This is a genomic window from Pseudoalteromonas sp. UCD-33C, assembly GCF_001306895.1.
Classification (GTDB): domain Bacteria; phylum Pseudomonadota; class Gammaproteobacteria; order Enterobacterales; family Alteromonadaceae; genus Pseudoalteromonas.
This window is the reverse complement of record NZ_LJTB01000006.1, coordinates 165,527-186,210: the sequence shown is the minus strand read 5'-3', so window position 1 is coordinate 186,210 and position 20,684 is coordinate 165,527. Positions and strand designations below refer to the sequence as shown.

11 protein-coding genes and 1 pseudogene are annotated in these 20,684 nt (G+C 42.1%); 2 read left to right on the top strand and 10 right to left on the bottom strand.

Annotation, left to right across the window (positions count from 1 at the left end):
• The first annotated feature begins 355 nt into the window (after positions 1-355).
• Positions 356-3,758, top strand: a pseudogene (locus AOG26_RS13435) (PAS domain-containing hybrid sensor histidine kinase/response regulator).
• Here AOG26_RS13435 and AOG26_RS13430 read toward each other — a convergent pair.
• The 3 genes from AOG26_RS13430 to AOG26_RS13420 form a co-directional block, all read right to left on the bottom strand.
• Positions 3,755-6,727, bottom strand: a complete 2,973-nt coding sequence (locus tag AOG26_RS13430) for a DUF3857 domain-containing transglutaminase family protein (protein WP_054562948.1) — start codon at positions 6,725-6,727, stop codon at positions 3,755-3,757. The pseudogene AOG26_RS13435 and the gene AOG26_RS13430 sit on opposite strands and share 4 nt — an antisense overlap.
• A gap of 112 nt (positions 6,728-6,839) precedes the next feature.
• On the bottom strand, positions 6,840-8,006 hold the full coding sequence (locus AOG26_RS13425) for a DUF547 domain-containing protein (protein ID WP_054562947.1): 1,167 nt from the start codon (positions 8,004-8,006) through the stop codon (positions 6,840-6,842).
• Between the two features lie 170 nt (positions 8,007-8,176).
• The gene (locus AOG26_RS13420) at positions 8,177-9,346 is read right to left on the bottom strand and encodes a DUF547 domain-containing protein (RefSeq protein ID WP_054562946.1); all 1,170 of its coding nucleotides are present in this window, start codon (positions 9,344-9,346) and stop codon (positions 8,177-8,179) included.
• 132 nt (positions 9,347-9,478) lie between these two features.
• Between AOG26_RS13420 and AOG26_RS13415 the strand changes: the two genes are divergently transcribed.
• Positions 9,479-10,003: a DUF2569 domain-containing protein gene (locus AOG26_RS13415; protein WP_054562945.1), complete on the top strand. Its 525-nt coding sequence runs from the start codon at positions 9,479-9,481 to the stop codon at positions 10,001-10,003.
• A gap of 1 nt (position 10,004) precedes the next feature.
• Here the strand turns inward: AOG26_RS13415 and AOG26_RS13410 are convergent, their stop codons facing one another.
• The 7 genes from AOG26_RS13410 to AOG26_RS13380 all read right to left on the bottom strand — a co-directional run bounded on the left by AOG26_RS13410 (position 10,005) and on the right by AOG26_RS13380 (position 20,416).
• Entirely contained in the window at positions 10,005-11,285 is a 1,281-nt protein-coding gene (locus tag AOG26_RS13410) for a sensor histidine kinase (protein WP_054562944.1), read from the bottom strand.
• Positions 11,286-12,662 (bottom strand): sigma-54-dependent transcriptional regulator, encoded by a 1,377-nt coding sequence (locus AOG26_RS13405; RefSeq protein WP_054562943.1) that lies wholly within the window; start codon positions 12,660-12,662, stop codon positions 11,286-11,288.
• Between the two features lie 57 nt (positions 12,663-12,719).
• Positions 12,720-15,170, bottom strand: coding sequence for an ABC transporter permease (locus AOG26_RS13400; RefSeq protein ID WP_054562942.1), 2,451 nt, complete (start codon positions 15,168-15,170; stop codon positions 12,720-12,722).
• Positions 15,170-15,922 carry an ABC transporter ATP-binding protein gene (locus AOG26_RS13395; protein ID WP_054562941.1) on the bottom strand — a complete coding sequence of 251 codons (753 nt, stop codon included), beginning with the start codon at positions 15,920-15,922 and terminating at the stop codon, positions 15,170-15,172. Before AOG26_RS13395 ends, AOG26_RS13400 begins: the two co-directional genes overlap by 1 nt.
• The gene (locus tag AOG26_RS13390) at positions 15,919-17,196 is read right to left on the bottom strand and encodes an efflux RND transporter periplasmic adaptor subunit (protein ID WP_054562940.1); all 1,278 of its coding nucleotides are present in this window, start codon (positions 17,194-17,196) and stop codon (positions 15,919-15,921) included. Before AOG26_RS13390 ends, AOG26_RS13395 begins: the two co-directional genes overlap by 4 nt.
• 153 nt (positions 17,197-17,349) lie before the next feature.
• Complete coding sequence (locus AOG26_RS13385; RefSeq protein ID WP_054562939.1) at positions 17,350-18,012, bottom strand: response regulator transcription factor; 663 nt, start codon at positions 18,010-18,012, stop codon at positions 17,350-17,352.
• 112 nt (positions 18,013-18,124) lie between these two features.
• Positions 18,125-20,416, bottom strand: coding sequence for a TonB-dependent receptor (locus AOG26_RS13380; RefSeq protein WP_054562938.1), 2,292 nt, complete (start codon positions 20,414-20,416; stop codon positions 18,125-18,127).
• Positions 20,417-20,684: the final 268 nt, after the last annotated feature.

Sequence of the window (20,684 nt, the reverse complement as noted above, 5' to 3'; positions counted from 1 at the left end):
TCTACCGTCACCGATATGAGCAATGTAGCAAGTAAAATAGTAGGGCGATCACCTGTTGCCAATATCAAGGGGCGTTGCGATTAGCAACAGGCGATCTTAGCTTTATCGTGGGCCACACGTGTTTCAGGGTCGAGAAACAAATCAGTTTATTCCGAACAAGTACTTTATTGTCTTGTTGATAGTGATTATCAATTAGATTTACGTGACTGTCAACACTCAATTGAAAATAATTCTCATTTCTTTGTGTTTGTTTTTTAAACTTCCGTAATACAATGCATTAGCACTAAAGTTAGGCTGTAAATTACGTGCAATAAAAACTATGCTGGGGCTATAACAATTAAAATAATCACATGCGATGTTCTCAATTTGGTCAATAAGCCTTCTTGCAATTGTATACCTGGCAATTTTATTTGCGGTTGCAGGCTGGGCTGATAAAAGAAAAGTATTGCCTTTTAAAGGCTTAACCTATGGTTTATCACTTGGGGTGTATTGCACCTCTTGGGCGTTCTTTGGTACCACAGCACAAGCTGCATACAACGGCTGGTGGTTGGCTCCGACCTATGCCGGTACTATTTTGCTATTCATTTTTGGCTGGCAAGTCTATTGCCGCATAGCACATATTTGTCGGCAGCAAAAAATAACCTCAATGGCAGATTTTATTGCGACTCGGTATGGTCAATCGTCGAGTTTGTCTGGACTCATTTCATTGATTTCAGTAATTGCCATTGTGCCCTATATCTCTTTACAGCTAAGTGCAACTGCACAAAGTATCAACTTACTTACCGACCGTGCTGCCACACAAAGCCATGAGGTATGGGCCGATAGTACTTTTTACATCACGCTTGTATTGGCACTGTTTGCTATTTTATTCGGCGCGAGGCGGTTAAAGCCCAGCGAACATAATCCAGGTTTGATAGCCAGTATTGCCTTTGAATCTGTGGTTAAGTTGTTGGCGTTTTTAGCGGTGGGTTTGTATGTGTGCTTTGCTCTATTCGACAGCCCAGTGGCACTGTTTGAAAAAGCGCATGACCTAAATATTGATCAGCAAGTGGCTGCAACGCAAAGTCCAACCTATGTGTATGTTGCTCATACTTTGCTTGGTATTTTGGCGACCTTATGTTTGCCAAGACAATTCCACATGAGCTTTATCGAAAAAAATAACGATAAAGAGCTGGCCTCGGCGCGTTGGCTATTTCCGATTTACCTCTTACTTATTAACCTGTTTATTCTACCGATTGCATACGCCGGATTAATTTACTTTCAAGGTCAAGAAGTCGGCTACGACACCTTTGTATTGGCTTTACCCATGGCGGCTGATGATGCTTTTGTGGCGTTATTAGCCTTTTTAGGCGGCTTTTCAGCGGCAACCAGTATGGTGATTGTGTCATCAATTGTGCTTTCAGTGATGATCACTAATGACTTTATTAACCAATTTATTTTACGCCGCTCGCAACTTACATCGAGTAGTCGCGGGCTTGATAAAAATAACCTATTACATGCGCGTAAAATCGTTATCGTATTGATTCTATTGCTTAGTTACTTCACTCACCGAGTGCTGGGCGAAAGTACAACCCTTGCCAATGTGGGTTTGATGTCGTTTACCTTAGTCGCGCAATTTTCGCCTGCCATGATCATAGGCTTATGGTGGCGACAAGCATCGTGTCGCGGTGCTCAATTGGGGATTTTAAGCGGCTTTATTATTTGGGGATACACACTTTTACTACCGAATATCGCCGGAGGTTTAGGAAGCGATAGCTTATGGCTTGTGAATGGACCGTGGGGAATAAACTGGTTAGCGCCAACCGACTTATTCTCATTAGGCATGGAAAGTATTAGCCAAGCTTTATTGCTATCGCTAGGTGCGAACTGTTTAGTGTATTTCTTAGTACCGTTATTTAGTCGAGCAACCTTAGCTGAACGCTTGCAGAGCAATAAGTTTGTGTCGCAGCTGAATGATTCGAAGGTAAGCAATCATCTACAGAAAAGAAGCGGCGCAGTCGTTGGTAAATCATTACTTTCCGGAAGATAAAAGTAAGTGGAAGCGCCCTGCCAATGTTGAGTTAGAACTATTAGTTGAGCGCGAGATGTCTGCGGTGATCGGCGGTGCATCGGCACGGCTTATTTTAGATGTGGCGAAAAATGAGCAGCGCCAGCCTCTAGAGCAGGTTGCCGAGTTTGTTGATGAAGCAAGCCAAGTACTTAAATTTAATCGTGATTTACTACAATCAACAATCGAAAACATTCAACAAGGGATCAGTGTAGTTGATAGTGAGCTGCGCTTGGTAGCTTGGAACCAAGGCTACAAAAATATGTTCGCCTACCCAGATGATGCGCTTTACATAGGCCGCCCTGTTGCCGATATTATTCGTTTTAATGCTGAGCGCGGCTTATTTAGCGGCGAGAGCATGACCAGCGAAGTTGAAAAACGCTTAGCCTATTTACGCCAAGGCAGCGCTTATAAATATCAGCGCTCGCACAATGATGGCCGCGTGTTTGAAATGCAAGGTAATCCACTGCCAGGTGGCGGTTTTGTAACAACCTATACCGACATTACTGAGTTCGTAAAACAACAAAAAGCGTTAACCGAAGCCAATGTTAGCCTTGAAGAAAAAGTCGCAGCCCGCACCTTGGCATTGACTCAAGCAAACCAAGAGTTGTCGATGGCAAAGCAAGTGGCGGAGCAAGCAACGGTCAGTAAAACACGCTTTTTTGCTGCTGCCAGCCATGATTTACTGCAACCTTTCAATGCTGCGAGTTTGTTTTGTTCTTTAATGAATGAAAAAGCCCAAGACACCGAACTTAAAGAGCTGGCGATGAATATTAAGAATTCATTGGGCAGCGCCGAAGAGTTGTTATCGAGTATTTTAGAGTTAACCAAGCTCGATTCAGGCTCGTTTAAAGTACAAATGAGCGAGTTTGCAGCCAGCTCGTTGGTTGAGCCACTGCGAAATGACTACGAAGCCCTTGCCCGTGAAAAAGGCTTAAAGTTTATTATTGAAACCTGTGATGTGCGCTTGCATACCGACAAAGCGCTGTTACGCCGAGTACTACGTAACCTTTTGAGTAATGCGATTCGTTATACCGAGCAAGGTGAAGTGCGCTTAAAAATGCAGTACGACGATGACCATGTATCCTTTATTGTTGAAGACACAGGGATTGGTATTGCATCGAGCGATCAACAAACTATTTTCCAAGAGTTTAAACAGCTTGGTGCAAAGCCAAGCGCCGAGGGGTTAGGCTTAGGGTTGGCAATCACTAAACGTATATGTGACTTACTTAAAATACCCCTAGTGATGGGGTCTGAGCTTGGTAAAGGCACGCAATTTACCCTAACTCTGCCTTGTAGAGTGAGTGCTGCGCCAGCGCAAGCGAAAGGTGCTGAGGCATCACAAGAAACAGAGCTGGGGCAATTGCGTATTTGGTTGCTTGATAACGACCGCAACGTGTTAGAGGCATTAAAGCAGCTACTCGAAAATTGGGGCTGTGAAATTTCAACAGCCACTAACTTAGCGGAGCTTGAGCAGTTAAAGGCAAGCCAAGCCCTGCCGCAATTGTTGATCATTGATTACCAGCTTGATGATGGGGTAACAGGCCTTGAAGTGATTGAACAAGCGGCATTAACACGCTTACCTGCCATAGTGAATACCGCGAATCATGATGAAGGCATACGCGAGTTAGTGCTAGATGCGGGCTACCCATTACTTTATAAGCCTCTGAAAGCGCCCGCCTTAAAGCGCATGATTAAGCGACTGACTTAATCTGCGTTTTGCTCAGTTGTTGGGGTATTGGCTTTAATTAATCGCTCTACCTCAGCGACAAACTTCTTATCTAAGTCATCTTCATGGCTCAAAAATAACAGCATTTCATCACCATTATGGTCGATTACTGTTACCGTGGTGGTTAGTAGGGCGCTTTTAGCATAATCAACGTTGATCTCCTTAATGTCACTAAAGCGGCGTTGATCTTTTTCGAGCACACCTTGCTCATTTTCCCAGTAACTAAAAATAGTGTTTTCTGTGATGCCGTTTCCATCAGTTTTAAAATCGATAAATGCGTCACTATAAAAATAATGTACACTCTCGTTGGCAGGAATAATTTCTTTTCTTTTTAAAAAGTTAACTTGATAAGACCAAAGCTTATCGCCGGTTACTATGGTTGAACTTGGCAACAAATATAGCTCATAAATTAAGCCATAAAATAACCAAGGCAACATGAGTATCGAAATGATAACCTGCCTCGCTCGCCACTGAGAGTGGTACTCAAGAGCCTGCTGTGGTTGCTTGAGGTTTTGAATGTAATTAACCAGAGGCAACCATAGAATAGGTGTAACTAAAAACAGCCAAGTACCATATTCCCAGTTATAGCTTACGACTTCAGAAATGATAATCGCCAGCCATAACACGAACCCAACCGCAACGGGCATGATCTTATTTTTGCCAAAGGTTTGCTCGCTGTGCTTGCAAAGCTCAAGTAACAACGGAATAAAAAACAGCGGTGCAAATATCCCTCGAGCAATCGGCATAATATGGCTTTGTTGTTGCTCTTTTATCGCTTTCCAGTTGCGATAGCTCCAGTAGTGAATGAATATTCCTAAGCTTAATAAGCTGTAAATAACAAACTTACTGTTACTGACAGGGTAGAACTGTTGCTCAGCAAAAACTGGGCGATTACTTGCTTCTATACGCCAAGCCGCGATGAAAAAGATGATTGCCGCCAAGTAACTTAAAATAAAAACGCTATACCAGTTGGTTTCGTCATCCGCTGGTGTGGTTGTGGCGCTATTTGTGCCGTATTTAATGATGCCGTAATGGGTCGCGTTATTGAGTTTTTTACGCTCGCTTAGGTAAAGGTTTATTTGATCGGCTGGAATATGATCCTGCTTAGCACTGTAATCAAAGTATAAGGTCAACACCGAGTCTTTAAATGTCACGCGTTTTTCGAGATGAAAAAATGGGTTGTCGACTGTGACCTGCTCATCATTAAACTGCCAATTAGTATCCGTAAACGTAACCTTTATGGTTGTTTCGATATTATTTGGGTAACGAAACCACATTGGTGCATTGTTACGTTCTCGCTGTTCCGGCTTATAAACTGAGTTTTGAATTTCACTAGCGTAAAAGTCGTTTTGAAAATCATTACCCTTAGGTCGCCAAAAGTTATCAATAGTATAGTACTCATTGGTAATTAGCTGACCGGTGTCTTCTGGAGATTCAACCAGCATAGGTTTGACTGTTTTTAAGCCCTTGTAGGTATCTTGATAATATTCGCGGTAATCATCTTCTATGCTTTTTAAGCTGTTTTCAGCGATTGAGCTGCGGCGGTTAATTGCTTCAAAGTCGCCGTATTTATATTGAGTTGAGAAACTAACTGGCTCATCAATACCTTCTGGGATCTGATAACTATCAAAAACCTGTATGCGTTTTAGGGCAGGCTCTGTGAACATATCTGTAAAGCCTGTCTCACCTTGCTTTATGATTAACGCTACATCGTAGTTCGGTTGAGCTAAATGTGCTAAATCGCCGCGCTGGTACGAAATGGTCGGATCAAGCCAATAGCGCTTACCTTGGTGCTCTAAGGTGACAATCACATGGTCAAACAAGCTAGGAGAGACCGGTAAGCTGGCAGTACGTTTTCTTTCTTCGGTGTTAACTAAAGCTGGATGAGCCTCAACGCCGAGCGCTTTAAGTAAAGAAATGAGCAAGACGGTTTTGTCTTTACAGTCGCCATAGCGCAGTGCCAAGGTTTCTGATGCAGGAGTAGGCTGGTGCGAGTTAGTGCCCATTTCTAGGCCTAAATAACGTACTTCGTCTTGGCTAAAGCGCAGGGCAGCCACAATTTGAGACTCTAAGTCGGTATGTTGAAACTTAATTTGACGGGCAATTGTTTCAATAGCTGGGCTCACTTCGATGGCCGATTGGTATAAAGGTAACGACCAATTGATCACCTCTTGCCAATTATTTACTTCAGAGAAATACACTTCCTTGTAAGGCGAATACCAATGCGGTACTTCGCTTGCAGAGCTAAGGGTCGGCTCATTGTGTTGGCTAATTTGGTAGTCAAAACCCGTATCGAGCTTGGTTTTAGTAACTGGTGACTCGCCATTCATAAAGTTGATATATAAGGGCGTAGGCTTTTGCCACTTTACCCGCATAAATTGCTGCACTATCGGCACCGACCAGTTCAGTGTACGCTTGGTACTGAAGTGCTGATAAACCGGATTACTTCCCGAAACCGTATAGCTGTAATCTAAAATATCCATTACCCGCATATCATCAATAATGACATTTAGGCTTAAGGTGCCATTGTATATACGACTTGCTAAGTCGGTCTCGCGTTGTAACACCTGAAGCTCGGCACTATTTAGTTTATCTATATATTGGCCGTCACGAATAATGCCTAAACTATTGAGCGTAAGAGATTGATAATTTGGGTCAAAATCAATATTCAGCTGGCTTATATAATCAACCCCAGACTGATTGACCGCCTGCATTACAGTACGATTAAAGCGTTGCTGTGGGGCTTGCTCAGATACCTGAAGCTGAGTGTCGAGCATCAGGTAGAAAGTCCCGTCTCGTATTTGGTCTCGAGGAATCTCTGGGGTGAGTAACTCATGGTGTTTTACCCAGTTAGCTGCAGGCGCAACCTGATAGTCTTCAGCGGCTGCAAAGCAGCTCACAAAGAATAAAAAAACAGCCAGTACCTTAAGTTGTAAGTGCATCCATTTCATTGTTATTTTCTAATTACGTTTAGTTTTATATGACAAATTACTGAATTTCACGGCATGAGCCAAATAAAATTCAATATAAATGCTTCTTTTTAGGTCCAATGCTCAATAAGCGCTAATTTTCAGTGCTTTCTTTATTAGGTAAATCAGTGATTTCAACGCGGCTATTTACTTCATAGTATTTTTGCGTAATTTTTTTCAAAATCTCGCGGCGTAATGTGCTTACAGTGCCAGCTTTAGTTAAGTGGTTACCATAGGTCGTAAATGTTTTATCCCAGCCCAGTGCCACAATACTAGGATCGACAACAACTGCATTACCTCCACCATAAGCAACATCGGTACCTAAAATATCGGTAATATCGTAATTATCGATACTAAAAGAGAGGTTTTGCACAACTTGGTCTTTATCTGGTTCTTGAATAACTAATGATTGAAGATGGTCAGCTAAGTCTTCTTCAAAGTTAGGGAAATAGTTTTTCTTTTCAAGGTATAAAGAAGAAACACGTGTGCTATGAGTATCAATAACACTGCCACGATTTGAATTTACAAATTGCACTGCATTGTTAGTCAGGGCGGTAAATACATTTTTCGCTGTATATGGGTAGTTAAGTAAATTTGGGCTACCAATATAACCACGGTAATAGCCATATATTAATAGCGGGTCATTGTTAAATAGCGGTGCAACAATGTTGTACTCTATATCGTTCAATGAATATTGATTACCGTTAAAATTAAAGCGTGGCTTATCAAAAAAACTTGGCTCTTCGTTTATTAGCTTAGATAAGTTTTTTACTGGGTACTGCTGGACTAACTCATTGAGTACCGTCACGTTATAAAGATTGAACCAGTAAGCAAGCAGTTCAGACTTTGGCAAGTTACTCAAGTTAATCTTATTTGGCAGGTCGGCCATATTTTTTTGTATGACCTGCAAGGCTTGCCTCATTTTAGGATTGTCTTTATATGAATCATAATAAAAGCGGTTTGCTTCTGTTGCTGTTGAAGGTTTAGGGTTGGATGATAAATGTGTACCAATCGTCGTGGTGTGTGAGGTGATGCGGTAGCGGTCAGACATGCCTAAATCAATGACCGAAGCACTTAATATTTGCCCATAGCCAGCGTAATCAAGAGTAATGTTTGAGTTTGCATCATACTGATGAAATTGGCTAAATTTTTCTTGGTTAATTGCTGTGATGGCTGTTTTATTAATAGGAGCCGTTGAATTACAGGCCGTTACCAAAATAAGTGATGTTGTTAATGCGATGGTCTTTATAGCGCTTTTCATTTTCACCACCTTCCTTAGTACAAAAAATAAACACATTACTTTTGCTTTAAATTGGCAATATCCAGGTAATTAACACAGAAAAAACAAGACTTAAAGTTGGCTATTGCGGTTTTGCTAAGTGTTTTAGTTGGGTACTTAAGCGGCTCATAGCGAGCCGCTTTAGGTTTATATTATTTATCTTCAGACTCTTTAGCTGGTAAGTCTTTTATTTCAACGCGAGTATTTGCTTCATAGTATTTTTGCGTGATTTTTTGCAAAATCTCGCGGCGTAACGGGCTTACATGGCCGACTTCTTTGGTTAAGTTTTTACCATAAGCAATAAAGTTAGTATCAAAGCCATCTGCTACTATACTCGGATCGGCGACAGTCGCGTTACCTCCACCATATTCAACATCGGTACCTAGAATGTCGGTAATGTCGTAGTTATCGATACTAAAAGAGAGGTTTTTTACAACTTGGTCTTTATCTGGCTCTTGAATTACTAACGATTGAAGGTGGTCAGCCAAATCTTCTTCAAAGTTAGGAAAATAGTTTTTCTTTTCAAGGTATAAAGAAGAAACACGAGTGCTATGGTTACCTATCACACTACCACGGTTTGAATTAACAAATTGCACTGCATTGGTGGTTAGGGCTGCAAACACATTTTTTGCTGTATATGGGTGGTCAAGCAAATTTGGGCTGCCAATGTAGCCACGGTAGTAGCCATATATTAATAGCGGGTCATTGTTAAATAGCGGTGCAACAATGTTGTACTCAATGTCGTTTAATGAATACTGGTTACCGTTAAAGTTAAAGCGTGGCTTATCAAAAAAACTTGGCTCTTCATTTAATAACTTGGTCAGGTTCTTAACAGGGTACTGCTGCACTAACTCATTGAGTACCGTCACGTTATAAAGATTGAGCCAGTAAGCGAGTAACTCTGATTTTGGTAAGTTACTTAAATTAATTTTGTTTGGCAGGTCGGCCATATTTTCTTGCACTATTTGCAAGTCTTGCTTCATCTGAGGATTCTTTTTGTACGAATCATAATAAAAGCGGTTTGCTTCTGTTGCAGTCGACGGTTTTGGGTTCGACGACAACCGGGTGCCAATTTTGGTTGTGTTTTGTGAAATGCGATAGCGGTCTGACATACCTAAATCAATCACCGAGGCATTTAATATTTGCCCGTAGTCAGTGTACTCAAGGGTGATATTTGATTTTTCATCGTACTGATGAAATTGGCTAAATTTTTCTTGGTTTATGGCTGTCGTTGCTGTTTTATTAATAGGAGCCGTTGAATTACAAGCTGTAACTAGAATAAGTGATGTTGCTAATACGATGGGTTTTATAGCGTTTTTCATTTTTATGACCTTCCGTAGTTTAAAAAATAAACATAGCGTGGTTTTTCTGAAAGCGCAACAATCTGTTGTTTTTGTGAATTTTATTAAAAAATAAGCGTATAGTAGAAGAAATAAAAATAAAAAGGAAAACTCATGGAAGAAGCAAAACAACAAAACCAAATCGAAACACCAGAAGCTAAAAGCTCCGTAAATGATGACTTAGTTGGCATAAAAGGTTGGCTCATTCTTGTGGCGATAGGTGTAGTGATCAGCCCTTTTAGAGTATTTATCGAATCAATTAATACCTTTAAACCCATTTTCACGACCGAGATGTGGCAACGTTTAACGTCGCAATTTGGTGATATGTATCATCCGCTTTGGGAGCCTTTACTAATCATTGAAATGGCTTTTAATGCAGCATTATTTTTAGCTTCGCTCTATTTAATCGTGTTGTTTTTTAAGCATAAGAAAGCGTTTGTAAGTTGGTACTTAGCGATATTATTTGGTGGATTAGCGTTTATTGCTCTCGATGCCTATGCGGTTAGTTTAATTGTGCCCGATGTCGATGTGTTCGACGATGAAGTTAGAACTATGATTATCAGAGGCCTTATTCAAGCTGTGATCTGGGGACCTTACATGCTGTTATCTAAGCGTGTGAAAGCCACATTTGTAAAATAAGTTAGCTGAGCACAGTAATTGTAGCTTGCGTGCCTTGCTGGGGTTTTGAGTTTATTGATAACTCAAAACCTTGGTTGCGCACAAGTTCTCGGGTGATCACAAGTCCTATACCTGTGCCATTTGCTTTGGTTGAGTAAAATGGCACGAACAAGTTATCGGGGTTTTGAATGCCACAACCTTGGTCGCTAATTGTAATATTTAAGCTATCACCTTGCCTTGACCAAGTGAGGGTTGGGGCAGAATTGCTGCCTGCTTCAAAGGCATTTTTTATCAGGTTGATCAACGCTTGTTCTAGCTGACCAAAGTCGGCATTAATATGTAACTCTTCGCTGCTATTTATTACTAGTTCAGGAAAAATAGCACTTAAACGAGTATTTAATTGCTCGCTACTGATTGCCTGCTTTTGTGCGGGTGGTAGCTTGGCAAACGCACTGTAACTGGCTACAAAATCAAGCAAGTGCTGAGCGCGTTTTTCTATTACTTGCAGCATATCTTGGGCGAGATCATCGTGACTGCTAATTTGCCCTTGGCGCTTAAGGGTTTGCAATGATTGACTCATCGAATAAATCGGCGTGAGTGAGTTACGCACTTCATGATTTAACACGCGAATTAACCGTTGCCAAACAAGTTGTTCGTTATCGCGAAGCTGTTGCTCAATTGAAAAGAAGGTTAGTAATTCAAAGTTTCTGCCGGTCCGCCAAAAAGTCTGCGATGAGATTTGAAAGCGTTGTTTAAACAGCGAGTCACTATTTTGTTGCCATTCGCCATCATGCAGAGCAATGCCTAAGTCGCTGGCCGATTTACCTTCAATTTGGCGATGGCTAATACTATTTATAAACGCCTTATTACTAAAGTAAATTAAGCCATGGGGGTCTAGTATAACGATGGGTAAGTCCAGCATGCTGGCAAACTCAAAAACAAACTCTTCTGTTTGCATATAATGGCGTTTGTTCTTGGCTATTTTATTGCTGAGCTTGGCAAAATCTTGCTTAAGCGCTGCGACTCGTCCACTTTGATAAGACGCTAAATGCCAACTATTACTTTCGTCATTTGCCAATGCATCTAGTTGCAGGCCAAAGCGTTCAACCACATCGGTGATCGCACGGTAGCTTTTAATTAAAGCAAAAGCGCTTATCCCGATAAACGGCAATAATAGGCTGATACTGGCGAACCAATCTAGTTTTAAGCTGAGCGAAAGGGCAATGCCAAGCGTTAATAGCACCGCTATAACCATATAAAAATAGCGTCGAATACGCTGCTCTAACGACAACTTGCTACTCATTTAGCGTTCTACTTCTTTTAAATCGAGCTGATGTTTATCAATGCGACGATAAATAGCCGATTTACTTAATCCTAAAAACTCTCCTGCGGCGATAACATTGCCATTAAATTGCAGCAGCGCTTTTTGAATCATTTGTTTTTCAAGCTCTTCAAGGGGCAATAGTGGCAAAGCCTGTTCGGCATTGCTATTTGTTTGCTCGCAACTTGGTTGATCTAAAATAAGGTCATTGGTTTGAATATTGTTGTTATCGCTCATGATCACCGCGCGTTCAATGCAGTGACTTAGCTCACGAATATTACCAGGCCAGCTATAATTTTTTAGCGCCTGTAGAGCATCATCACTGAGCGCCATATTCGCTCGTTGGTATTTTTTACCATGCACTAACAACAAGTGTTCAGCTAAGGGAGCGATGTCGTCTTTTCTGTCACGAAGCGGTGGAATGTGCAGTTCAATGGTATTGAGTCTAAATAATAAATCACGGCGGAACTCACCCTGCTCAATAGCCGTAGCTAATTCGCTATTGGTGGCAGAAATAATGCGAACATTGGCGGTTTTGGTTTGGCTTGAGCCTAGCACTTCAAATTCTTTGCTTTCTAGCACACGGAGCATTTTACTTTGTAGCTCAAGGCTTAAAGTCGCAATTTCATCTAAAAATAAGGTGCCGCCTTCGGCAATTTCAAAACGCCCTAGGCGGTCTTCTTTGGCATCAGTAAAAGAGCCTTTCTTATGGCCAAATAATTCACTTTCGAATAGCGTCGGGGCAATGGCGCCAACATTCACGCTTACATAGCGTTTATCAGCTCTGAGCGAGTGCTGGTGGATATAATGTGCCAATAAGCTTTTGCCAGTGCCATTTTCGCCGGTAATTAAAATGCTGGCATCGGTTTTAGCTGCGCGCTCAGCTTTGGCAAGCAACAGCTGCATGATTTCTGATTGAGCTATGTAATGTGCTTGTGTGTCACTGGTAAGCGCCTTTAAGCACGCGTTGTCGTGATTACTTTGCTTGAGCTTGAGTTGTTGTTGTACAACGGCGGTTAAGCGCAAGTTATTCCATGGCTTTTCAACAAAGTCGACTGCCCCTAATTGCATGGCTTTAACAGCGACGTCAATGCTGGCCCATGCGGTCATCACAATGACAGGTATGGTCGAACCTAATTGATTTAGTTGCTTTAAAAAGCGTAACCCTTCTTCACCTGAGGTCGTGTCGAGCTTGTAGTTCATATCAAGCAAAATCAGGCTAACGTGCTCTGATTTTAATAACTCAAGGGCATGTTCAGGGCCTTCGGCCTCATGGCAGTGTAAGCCTAATTGTTGTAATGCAACAGTAGCAGCCAGACGTACATCAGCTTGATCGTCTATGACTAAGATTTTGTCCATGATGTTTTTTTATTATCCTGTTGAGGTGGCTTAAATTTAAGCCACCATTTTGTGCTGTTAATCGTTACGTAGTGCGGCCATAGGTTTTGCTTTAAGCAGTAAAACCAAAGGTCTAAAGCAAGCGAATAGCGCAATAAATAAGGTAATACTCCAAGCGAGTAATTGCAGTCTTACATCAAGTATCAGCCAAGACATTAGCTGTCCTTGTAACATGTAAAAGCCTACTATTACCGCGGCGAGAGCAACCGCAAAACCAATGAGCACAGGGATAATCGCTTCAACACTCATCAGCTTGAATAAGCGTGCTTTTTTCGCACCTAATGCCATACGAATACCAAACTCATAGCGGCGCAGACCCAGGTTGTAGCTCAGTACCCCAAAAATACCGATTGCTGCTAATAATAGAGTAAATAGCGCTAAGGTACTACACAGAACCACGGTCAGTCGGCTCATATACAGTAAATTGTCGTACTCTTGTTGCAGGTCATTAAACTGCCACATGGTTAAGTCGCTGTTCTTTTCTTTTAGCGTATTAAGTATTTGTTTGTTAGTCAGCTTAACGCCATCAGAAGCTTTAATAGTAAACATGTAGCTATACGGTGTTGCTGGCCACCAAATGTGACGACCAAACGATTCATCGTAGTATTTAGGGTGATTAAAATCTTCGGTTACACCCACTACTTCATACATCTTTTCTTCTAAGCCTTGGTAGCTCTTGCCGATGATATTTCGATAGTCTTGGCTTGGTAATAAGTTCTCTGCAACGCTAACTGATACCAGTATCTCGTTGGTTTCACCACGTATAGCTTGTTCGCTAAAGGTGCGGCCAGCGAGAATTTTGGTGTTAACTAACGCAAAGTAATCAGGCCCTACCCACTGACTAGGGAAGAAAATTGAGCTTTTACCGTTTACATCAGTCAGGGTATTGGCATTTTGTCTTTGCGAAACAGGGCTGTGACCCAGGGCAACATCATCAATGCCTTGGCTATCAAGCAAAACCTGCTTGTATTGCAGCATATGTTCGTAGCGTTCAGCCAATGACATTTGATTATTTGGCTGGAACAGGTTGGCAAAATACAGGTTTTCGGTATCACTGCCGAGTGGGCGGTTAATCGTGCCCATGGCTTTACTGACTACCATCACCGAAAAACTCACAAGCAACGCGGCAACAAACATTTGTGAGCCAATTAAAATACGCACTGTACGACCTGATACCTGCGAAACTCCGCCTTTACCACTGTTCTGCATTTGCGTATTTAGGGTTTTGTAATTTACCAAACGCGCTGTAATTACAGAGAAAATATAAGCAAGAGCAATACAAAGTATGATGGCAACAATGACCAATGTGCTATCCACGGCCAAGCTATTAACCAGTGGTAATCGGCCTTCTGCTAGTACTTTAAATAAACGTATGCCCCATACCGATAAAAACAGCGCAATGCTTACCGATAAGGTCATTAAAATCAGTGACTGTAAAAAGATACTTTTAAATAATGTGCTGCGTTTTGCACCTAACACCGCCTGCAAAGCGAGGGTTTTATGTTGAGCAAGAGCGCGCGAGAAGAATAAAGTGCTTACATTAAGTACCGCAATAATCAGTAGCCCTACTGCACCGGCTAACATCATTAAGCTTAAGTCATCGTTATTACCCAGCTCAACGTCACGATACGGGGTTACTTCAGGTTTTACATCGGTGATACCACCATTGTTTAGCCACTCTGATTTAACCGTATCAATTTGCTGTTTTAAATCGACTTTAACTTGATCTATGGTGACCCCAGGCTTTAAAACTGCAATCAGTTTTAGGTTTTTAAAAGTGTTTGTCCATGGGCTTTGCCAATCATCATTGTGAAAGAAACGGCGGTCAGCACTTGATGGAAACCATACTTCAACATCGCTTGCTTTAAACATGTAAGGAGGGCTGAATGAGTCATCAACAACACCCACGATACGGTGAACATAATCGGTTTCACCCGCCATGACTGAAAGTGTTTTACCAATAATGTTCGGGTCGCTGTTGTAATGCTTGCGCCAAAAATTGGCAGATATAACAACGCGGTCATCAAGAGTTTCCAGCGTTTCACCAAGGTCAAAGCCCTGTCCCATTAAAAATGGCGTGTTTAATAAGTCAAAATAGTTGCCGCCAACATACAGCACAGGCTCTTTCGGCTCGCCATCAAGGTTTGCAAAGATTTGCTCACCTGCATTGATCATCATACTTTGTTCAAAGCTTTGATTATGCTTAAGCCAATGCACCATCGACTGATAGCTTTGAAAGCCAGTAGCATCGTAGTCATCATAAGTAAGTGATTGCTCAACCACTACCATGCGGCTTTCATCGTACACATCAAGGGGCTTTAAAAAGTAGCTGTTAACAAGGCTAAGCACCACAAACAAGGTGGCCAATGTTAAAGCAAGCGTTGCGATAACCGCAGTGACAAAGCCCGGAGCATTCATTAATGATGCCCACGCTAAGCTTAATTGGGCGCGTGTTTTGGTTAATTTCATTACATCACCTCAGCGCTTTCAAGTGCATGCTCAGTATTGTCGCTGCTAGGTGCTTGGCGAGCTTCAGAGTAGGAAACAATTTCACCATCTAGCAATTTAAGTTGCGTTTTAGCACGTCCGGCATAACGTAAATCATGGGTTACCATGCAAATCGTGGTGCCTTTTTTATTCAGCTCATCAAGCAAGTCCATGACGGCATCACCATTTTTTGAATCTAAGTTACCAGTTGGCTCATCCACCAATAAAATGCTTGGCTTGCCTGCCAGTGCGCGGGCAATAGCAATACGCTGTTGCTGACCACCAGATAATTGATTTGGTTTGTGCTGAGAGCGGTGGCCCATCTCAACTTCATCAAGGGCCTGTTTTACCGCAAGCTCAATTTCGCTCGGGCTCATGGCTGGCTCTCGATAAGTGAGCGGCAGTGCTACGTTGTCAAACACCGATAATTCATCAATTAGGTTAAACGACTGAAATATAAAACCAATGTGAAGGTTTCTAAGTTCAGCTTGCTGATCCATATCAAGTGTTTTTGTGTCGACTTCTTTAATGAAATAGTCGCCAGCAGTTGGGCTATCGAGTAAGCCTAATAATGACAGCAACGTCGATTTACCACAGCCAGATGGGCCGCTAATGCAGATATAGTCACCTTGATTAATATTCAGGCTGATGTCTTTTAATGCATAGGTTTCAACATTTTGGCCGCGATAAACTTTGGCGATTTTGTTTAATGAGATAAGCGTATTGGTTTTCATAAACTGTCCTGTTCGATTTTTATTGTTGCCAAATGCTGCCATTTAGAAAGGTCTGAAATGATCAGCTGTTCGCCCACGGTGGCACCGCTCAAAAGTTGAATTTGATTGTCACTGAGTGTACCAAATTCGATATAGGTTGGCGTTGCTAACTGGGTATTTGGATTAAGTTTAAATAGCGTGGCTTCGCTATTTGCTTGTGCTTTTTGCGGCACGTTAATGGTTAACGCATCGGGAATAATGTTGCTAACCACATAGCCTTCAATGCTTAAATCGGGGCGGGCATTGGCTGGTAGTGTGCCCTGTAAATCAAGTTCGATAATGACTCGACCATCGGTAACGATAGGGTCAATTCGGGTGACTTTGGCATCAACTTCACCGTGATCTGCTTGGCTAAAGGTGTTTACTTTCGCTGCCATATTGAGTGCCACTTTTTCGGCATCAGCTTGCTTAACGCTTAGCTCTGCTTTGAGTGCTTTGTTTGATCCAACCACCGCAAGGCGGGTACCGGGCACGAGATTTTGGCCAAGTTCAACATTCAATTCTTGCAGCATGCCATCGATACCTGCCGTTATTTGCAGCTGATCAAAAGCGTGTTGCTCAACTTGATAATTAAGCTCAAATTGGCTTAATAGTTCTTGCTGTATTTTGCTACGTTGTAAGTGCATTTCTTTAAGCTGTGCAAGGCGTTGCTGCTCGATACTTACGCGCTCTGTAAGCTGTGCAACGTTTAGCATGCTTCGTTTGTAATCGAGGCTTGAAACAATCCCTTGCTCGATCAGTTTGCTTTCAGCATCGACTCTAAGTTCTGCACTTTGCAGCTCACTTTTTAATATGGCGAGATTTGCTTGGCGCTCAAGTAGTTCACTTTGCTGGTTAATTCTTTGCTCATTAACACTGGCTTTTTGGCGAGCAAGTTCTAGCCGAGCGACCGATAAACGCTGCGCTTGCTGTGGGTTGACGAGGCTTAAAATCACTGTGTCTTTTTTAACGATAGTGCCGGGGTAAACATGGATAGCTTCGACCATTGCAGTATCGGTATTGGTTAAATAACGTTGATACTTTGGCTTTAAACGGCCAAAGCCACGTATTTTTACCACAAAATCGGCTTGTTCTACGGTTGCTATTTGCAGTTGGCTTGCAGCAACCACAGTGGGTGTCGCCCATTGATACACCATTAAAGCGCCAAGAGCCGATACGCCAATAGCTGCACTAGCCAGCCATTTTTTAGCTTTTGATTGCTGAGGTTTGCGTTTTAGTGTGCTGTCTAAATCCATGATACTGAGAAATGTAAATAATCATGGAGTAGCTAAGGCGAGTTCTGTGCCAAAAATTAAGGTGTTGAAAAGTAATAACTTTTCGTTTTTTGGAACGTGAGCTTTTCCCATTACTGGGAAAGCGAGTTTTAAAACTGGGAGTGAATGCTTAAATTAGCTTTCTTCGATTTTGCCAACCTGCGAAAGCTGATTAAACAAAATGCCCGCTTGAGTACGGTTATAAACATTGAGTTTGCGTAAAATCGCTGACACATGTTGTTTGATTGTGGTTTCTTGAATCGACATTTCAAAGGCGATTTGTTTATTCAATAAACCGTCGGCAATCATCGCTAGTACGCGGTATTGCTGGGGGGTTAGTTTTTCAAGGTTACGAGCAAATTCGCTTTGTTCGTCGTTGATCACCACATCGGTTAAATCCACTTCAGGTGGTAACCAAGTGTCGCCATTGAGTACATGACTAATTGCTTCACTGATAACATCTAAAGAAGATGACTTTGGAATATAGCCAGCAGCGCCAAGGCTCATAGCTTGTTTGATTATGGCGGGTGTCTCATTGGCTGAGACCATGATCACTAAGATATCAGGGTAGTGGTTACGCAGTTGCGAAAGGGCTTGTAGGCCATTTGCACCAGGGATCGTAAGGTCTAAAAATATTAGTTCAATCTCAGGGTGAGCGCTTAACAGTGTAAACAAACCATCAATGTCACTGGTCTCTTTAATATGTTCTTCAGGCACTGATGTCGCCGCAGCTTGACGCAGCGCACTTCTAAATAACGGGTGATCATCGGCGATTATAGTGTTCACAGCTAAAGACATTCCCTCGATTCTCCAATGCGTTATGTTATAAGTGATTTTGCGCTTTGAAACAAGGTTTGCCTGAAGGGAAGTTTCAGACAAACCTTTCTCACACAAGGATTTAGATTCTATTTTAGAAACGGTAACCAACAGTGAAGGCTACAGTGCGAGGGTCGCCGTAATAACCAATCAGGGTATTATCACCACCTAAACCTGGGGTGTATTTGCTGATATCTGTTGGGTCTGTTGGATCAGGTGCCACGAATTGGTAACCACCAATCATGTACTCTTCATCCGTTAAGTTTTTACCGTAAAGACCTGCAGTCCAGTGACCATCTGTGCTGTACCAAGTGATACCCATATTAAAGATACCGTAAGCATCTTGCGTTAATAGGCTATCTTCTTCGAATAGCGCGTAGTCGCCTCTGTGGTAGTAGTTACCATTGACAACAAAATCACCCATTTCTGTGTACATACGGTACGTTGCACCCAGGTTAAAGGTTAAATCAGGTGTGTTTGATACCGTAAAGCGGTCTGATTTATCGAATGCTTCACCGGTTTCTGGGTCGTAATCAATTACGTTATCAAAGCTACTATCAATGTAACCCACTGACGCATCAAAGCTGAGTGATTCTGTTGCAACATAGTTAAGTTCAAGTTCAATACCATCTGATGTTGACTCACCAATGTTACCTAAGCGTTGATTTAGATCTGCTGCGCTATCACCCGGTAATACCGAAATATATTGACGATCTTTATGGTCAAGGGTGAATAAGGTGACGTTTGCACGTAAGTTGTTGTTCCACTCACTCTTCATACCGATTTCGAATGAATCAACGATTTCTGGTTTTGCTGCTGGCTCTGCAGTCGTTGCACGTGGGTTGAAAGTACCTGACTTAAAGCCTTGCGCGTAACTTGCAAAGAACATGATGTCACGATTGTATTGGTATTCAACACCTGCACGTGGTGTGAAGCGTGACCATTCTTCTTCATCATCGAGTACTGTTGGAACCAGTTGGCCTTCTGGGCGAGTATAACCTGGTACCCAACCTGATTCTGGGTAAACAATGTCAAAGATTAGACCGTTGTTAACCTGTGCTTCTTTTTTGTCTTTGGTGTAACGCGCACCGAGTGTCATTGACCATTTATCGGTTAAATCAATTGAGCTTTGGATATACGCTGCTTTACTGTTTGAGTTACTACAGCCGCTTACTTCACGAGTTAGACCCGGTGCGCCTAGGCTTTGACCTAAAATACCTAAAATTGCCTCAAATTGACCGCAAGATTCACCATCATAGTAGTAAAGGCCCGAAACCAGTTTATAGTTATCGCCTTGATGATTTAGCTGTAACTCATGAGTGGTTTGCTCATCATCGTAAATAGCAGGTACATCGAAAATTTGCAGTGACGTGTTATCAAAGTCGATATTAGTCGGTGAGTAGCTCTCACGGCTTGAACCAATATATTTAATGCTAGTGCTGTCAGTCATATCCCAACGAGCAGTTAGGCTATAGCCTTCTAGTTCAACTTTATTCCATGTTGGCAAGCTGGTATATGAGTCATACACGCTGTCTGGAACTGGTGCATCAGTAAGAATACTTGGTAGTAAACGGTAACCACCTTTTGCGTTTGATTTGTCTTCTGTTTTATCCCACGCTAAGCGGAAGAATAAGTCATCGGTCGGAGTGTATTCGAGTGTAACGCGTGCTGCGGTTACATCTTTGTTGTAGTTTTCGCGGTCTTGGTTATCAAGAGAAGACGTTAAAAACTCACCAAAGCCGTCACGGTTAAGCGTTGCAAAACCAAAACCCACGTAAAGTTTTTCGTCAACAATCGGTAATTGGCCAGTGATTTTTAAATCTTTCTGGTTATAGCTACCTACAGTGCCTTGAATATTTAAGGTAGCATCACCGCTCATTTCTTTGGTGACGTATTTAATGGCACCACCTATGGTATTTTTACCATAAAGCGTCCCTTGTGGACCACGTAATACTTCGATTTGTTGCACATCAAGCAGATCAAGCACGGCACCTTGAGGGCGAGCAAGATAAACATCATCAATATAGATACCGACACCTGGCTCATAGCCCCAAAGTGGATCTTGTTGACCTACACCACGAATAAACGCGGTAATTGTAGAGTTAGTACCACGGCTTGCTTGCAGGGTGGTATTTGGCGAGAACTGCTGAACTTCGGTCATAACGACGATGCCATTTTCAGCCAGCTCTTCAGCACCCACTGAGGTTACAGCAACAGGAACTTCTTGCAGGTTTTCAACAGTTTTACGTGCTGTTACCTGAATACGTTCAAGTTCACCTTTTTTTGCTGCAGGTTCGGCTTGTTCTGCCGCTTGAGCACTGACACCTGCCAAAGCAAGTGATACAGCCAGAGTAAGTGGCGCGACTTTTGGGTTAAGCTTTATCATGTTGTATTCCTTGTTATTGTTGTCATTAGTCTTATGGCCACTCACATTGATGTTGCCGAAGACTGAATAAGATTTGCCCGTGTCACCTGTCAGTTAATGTAGAAGATAGTTGCAGAAATTGAATTAGTACCATAGTGCTATACCCGCCACAGCCCTTTATTTATCAAGCAATTAAGCTATTTTTAAAGCAGATAGTACCTTAGTGTTATGTATTTTTTGAACGCTTAGGGTAAGACTGAAAGCATTATTCCGATGTCACCTCATCTGT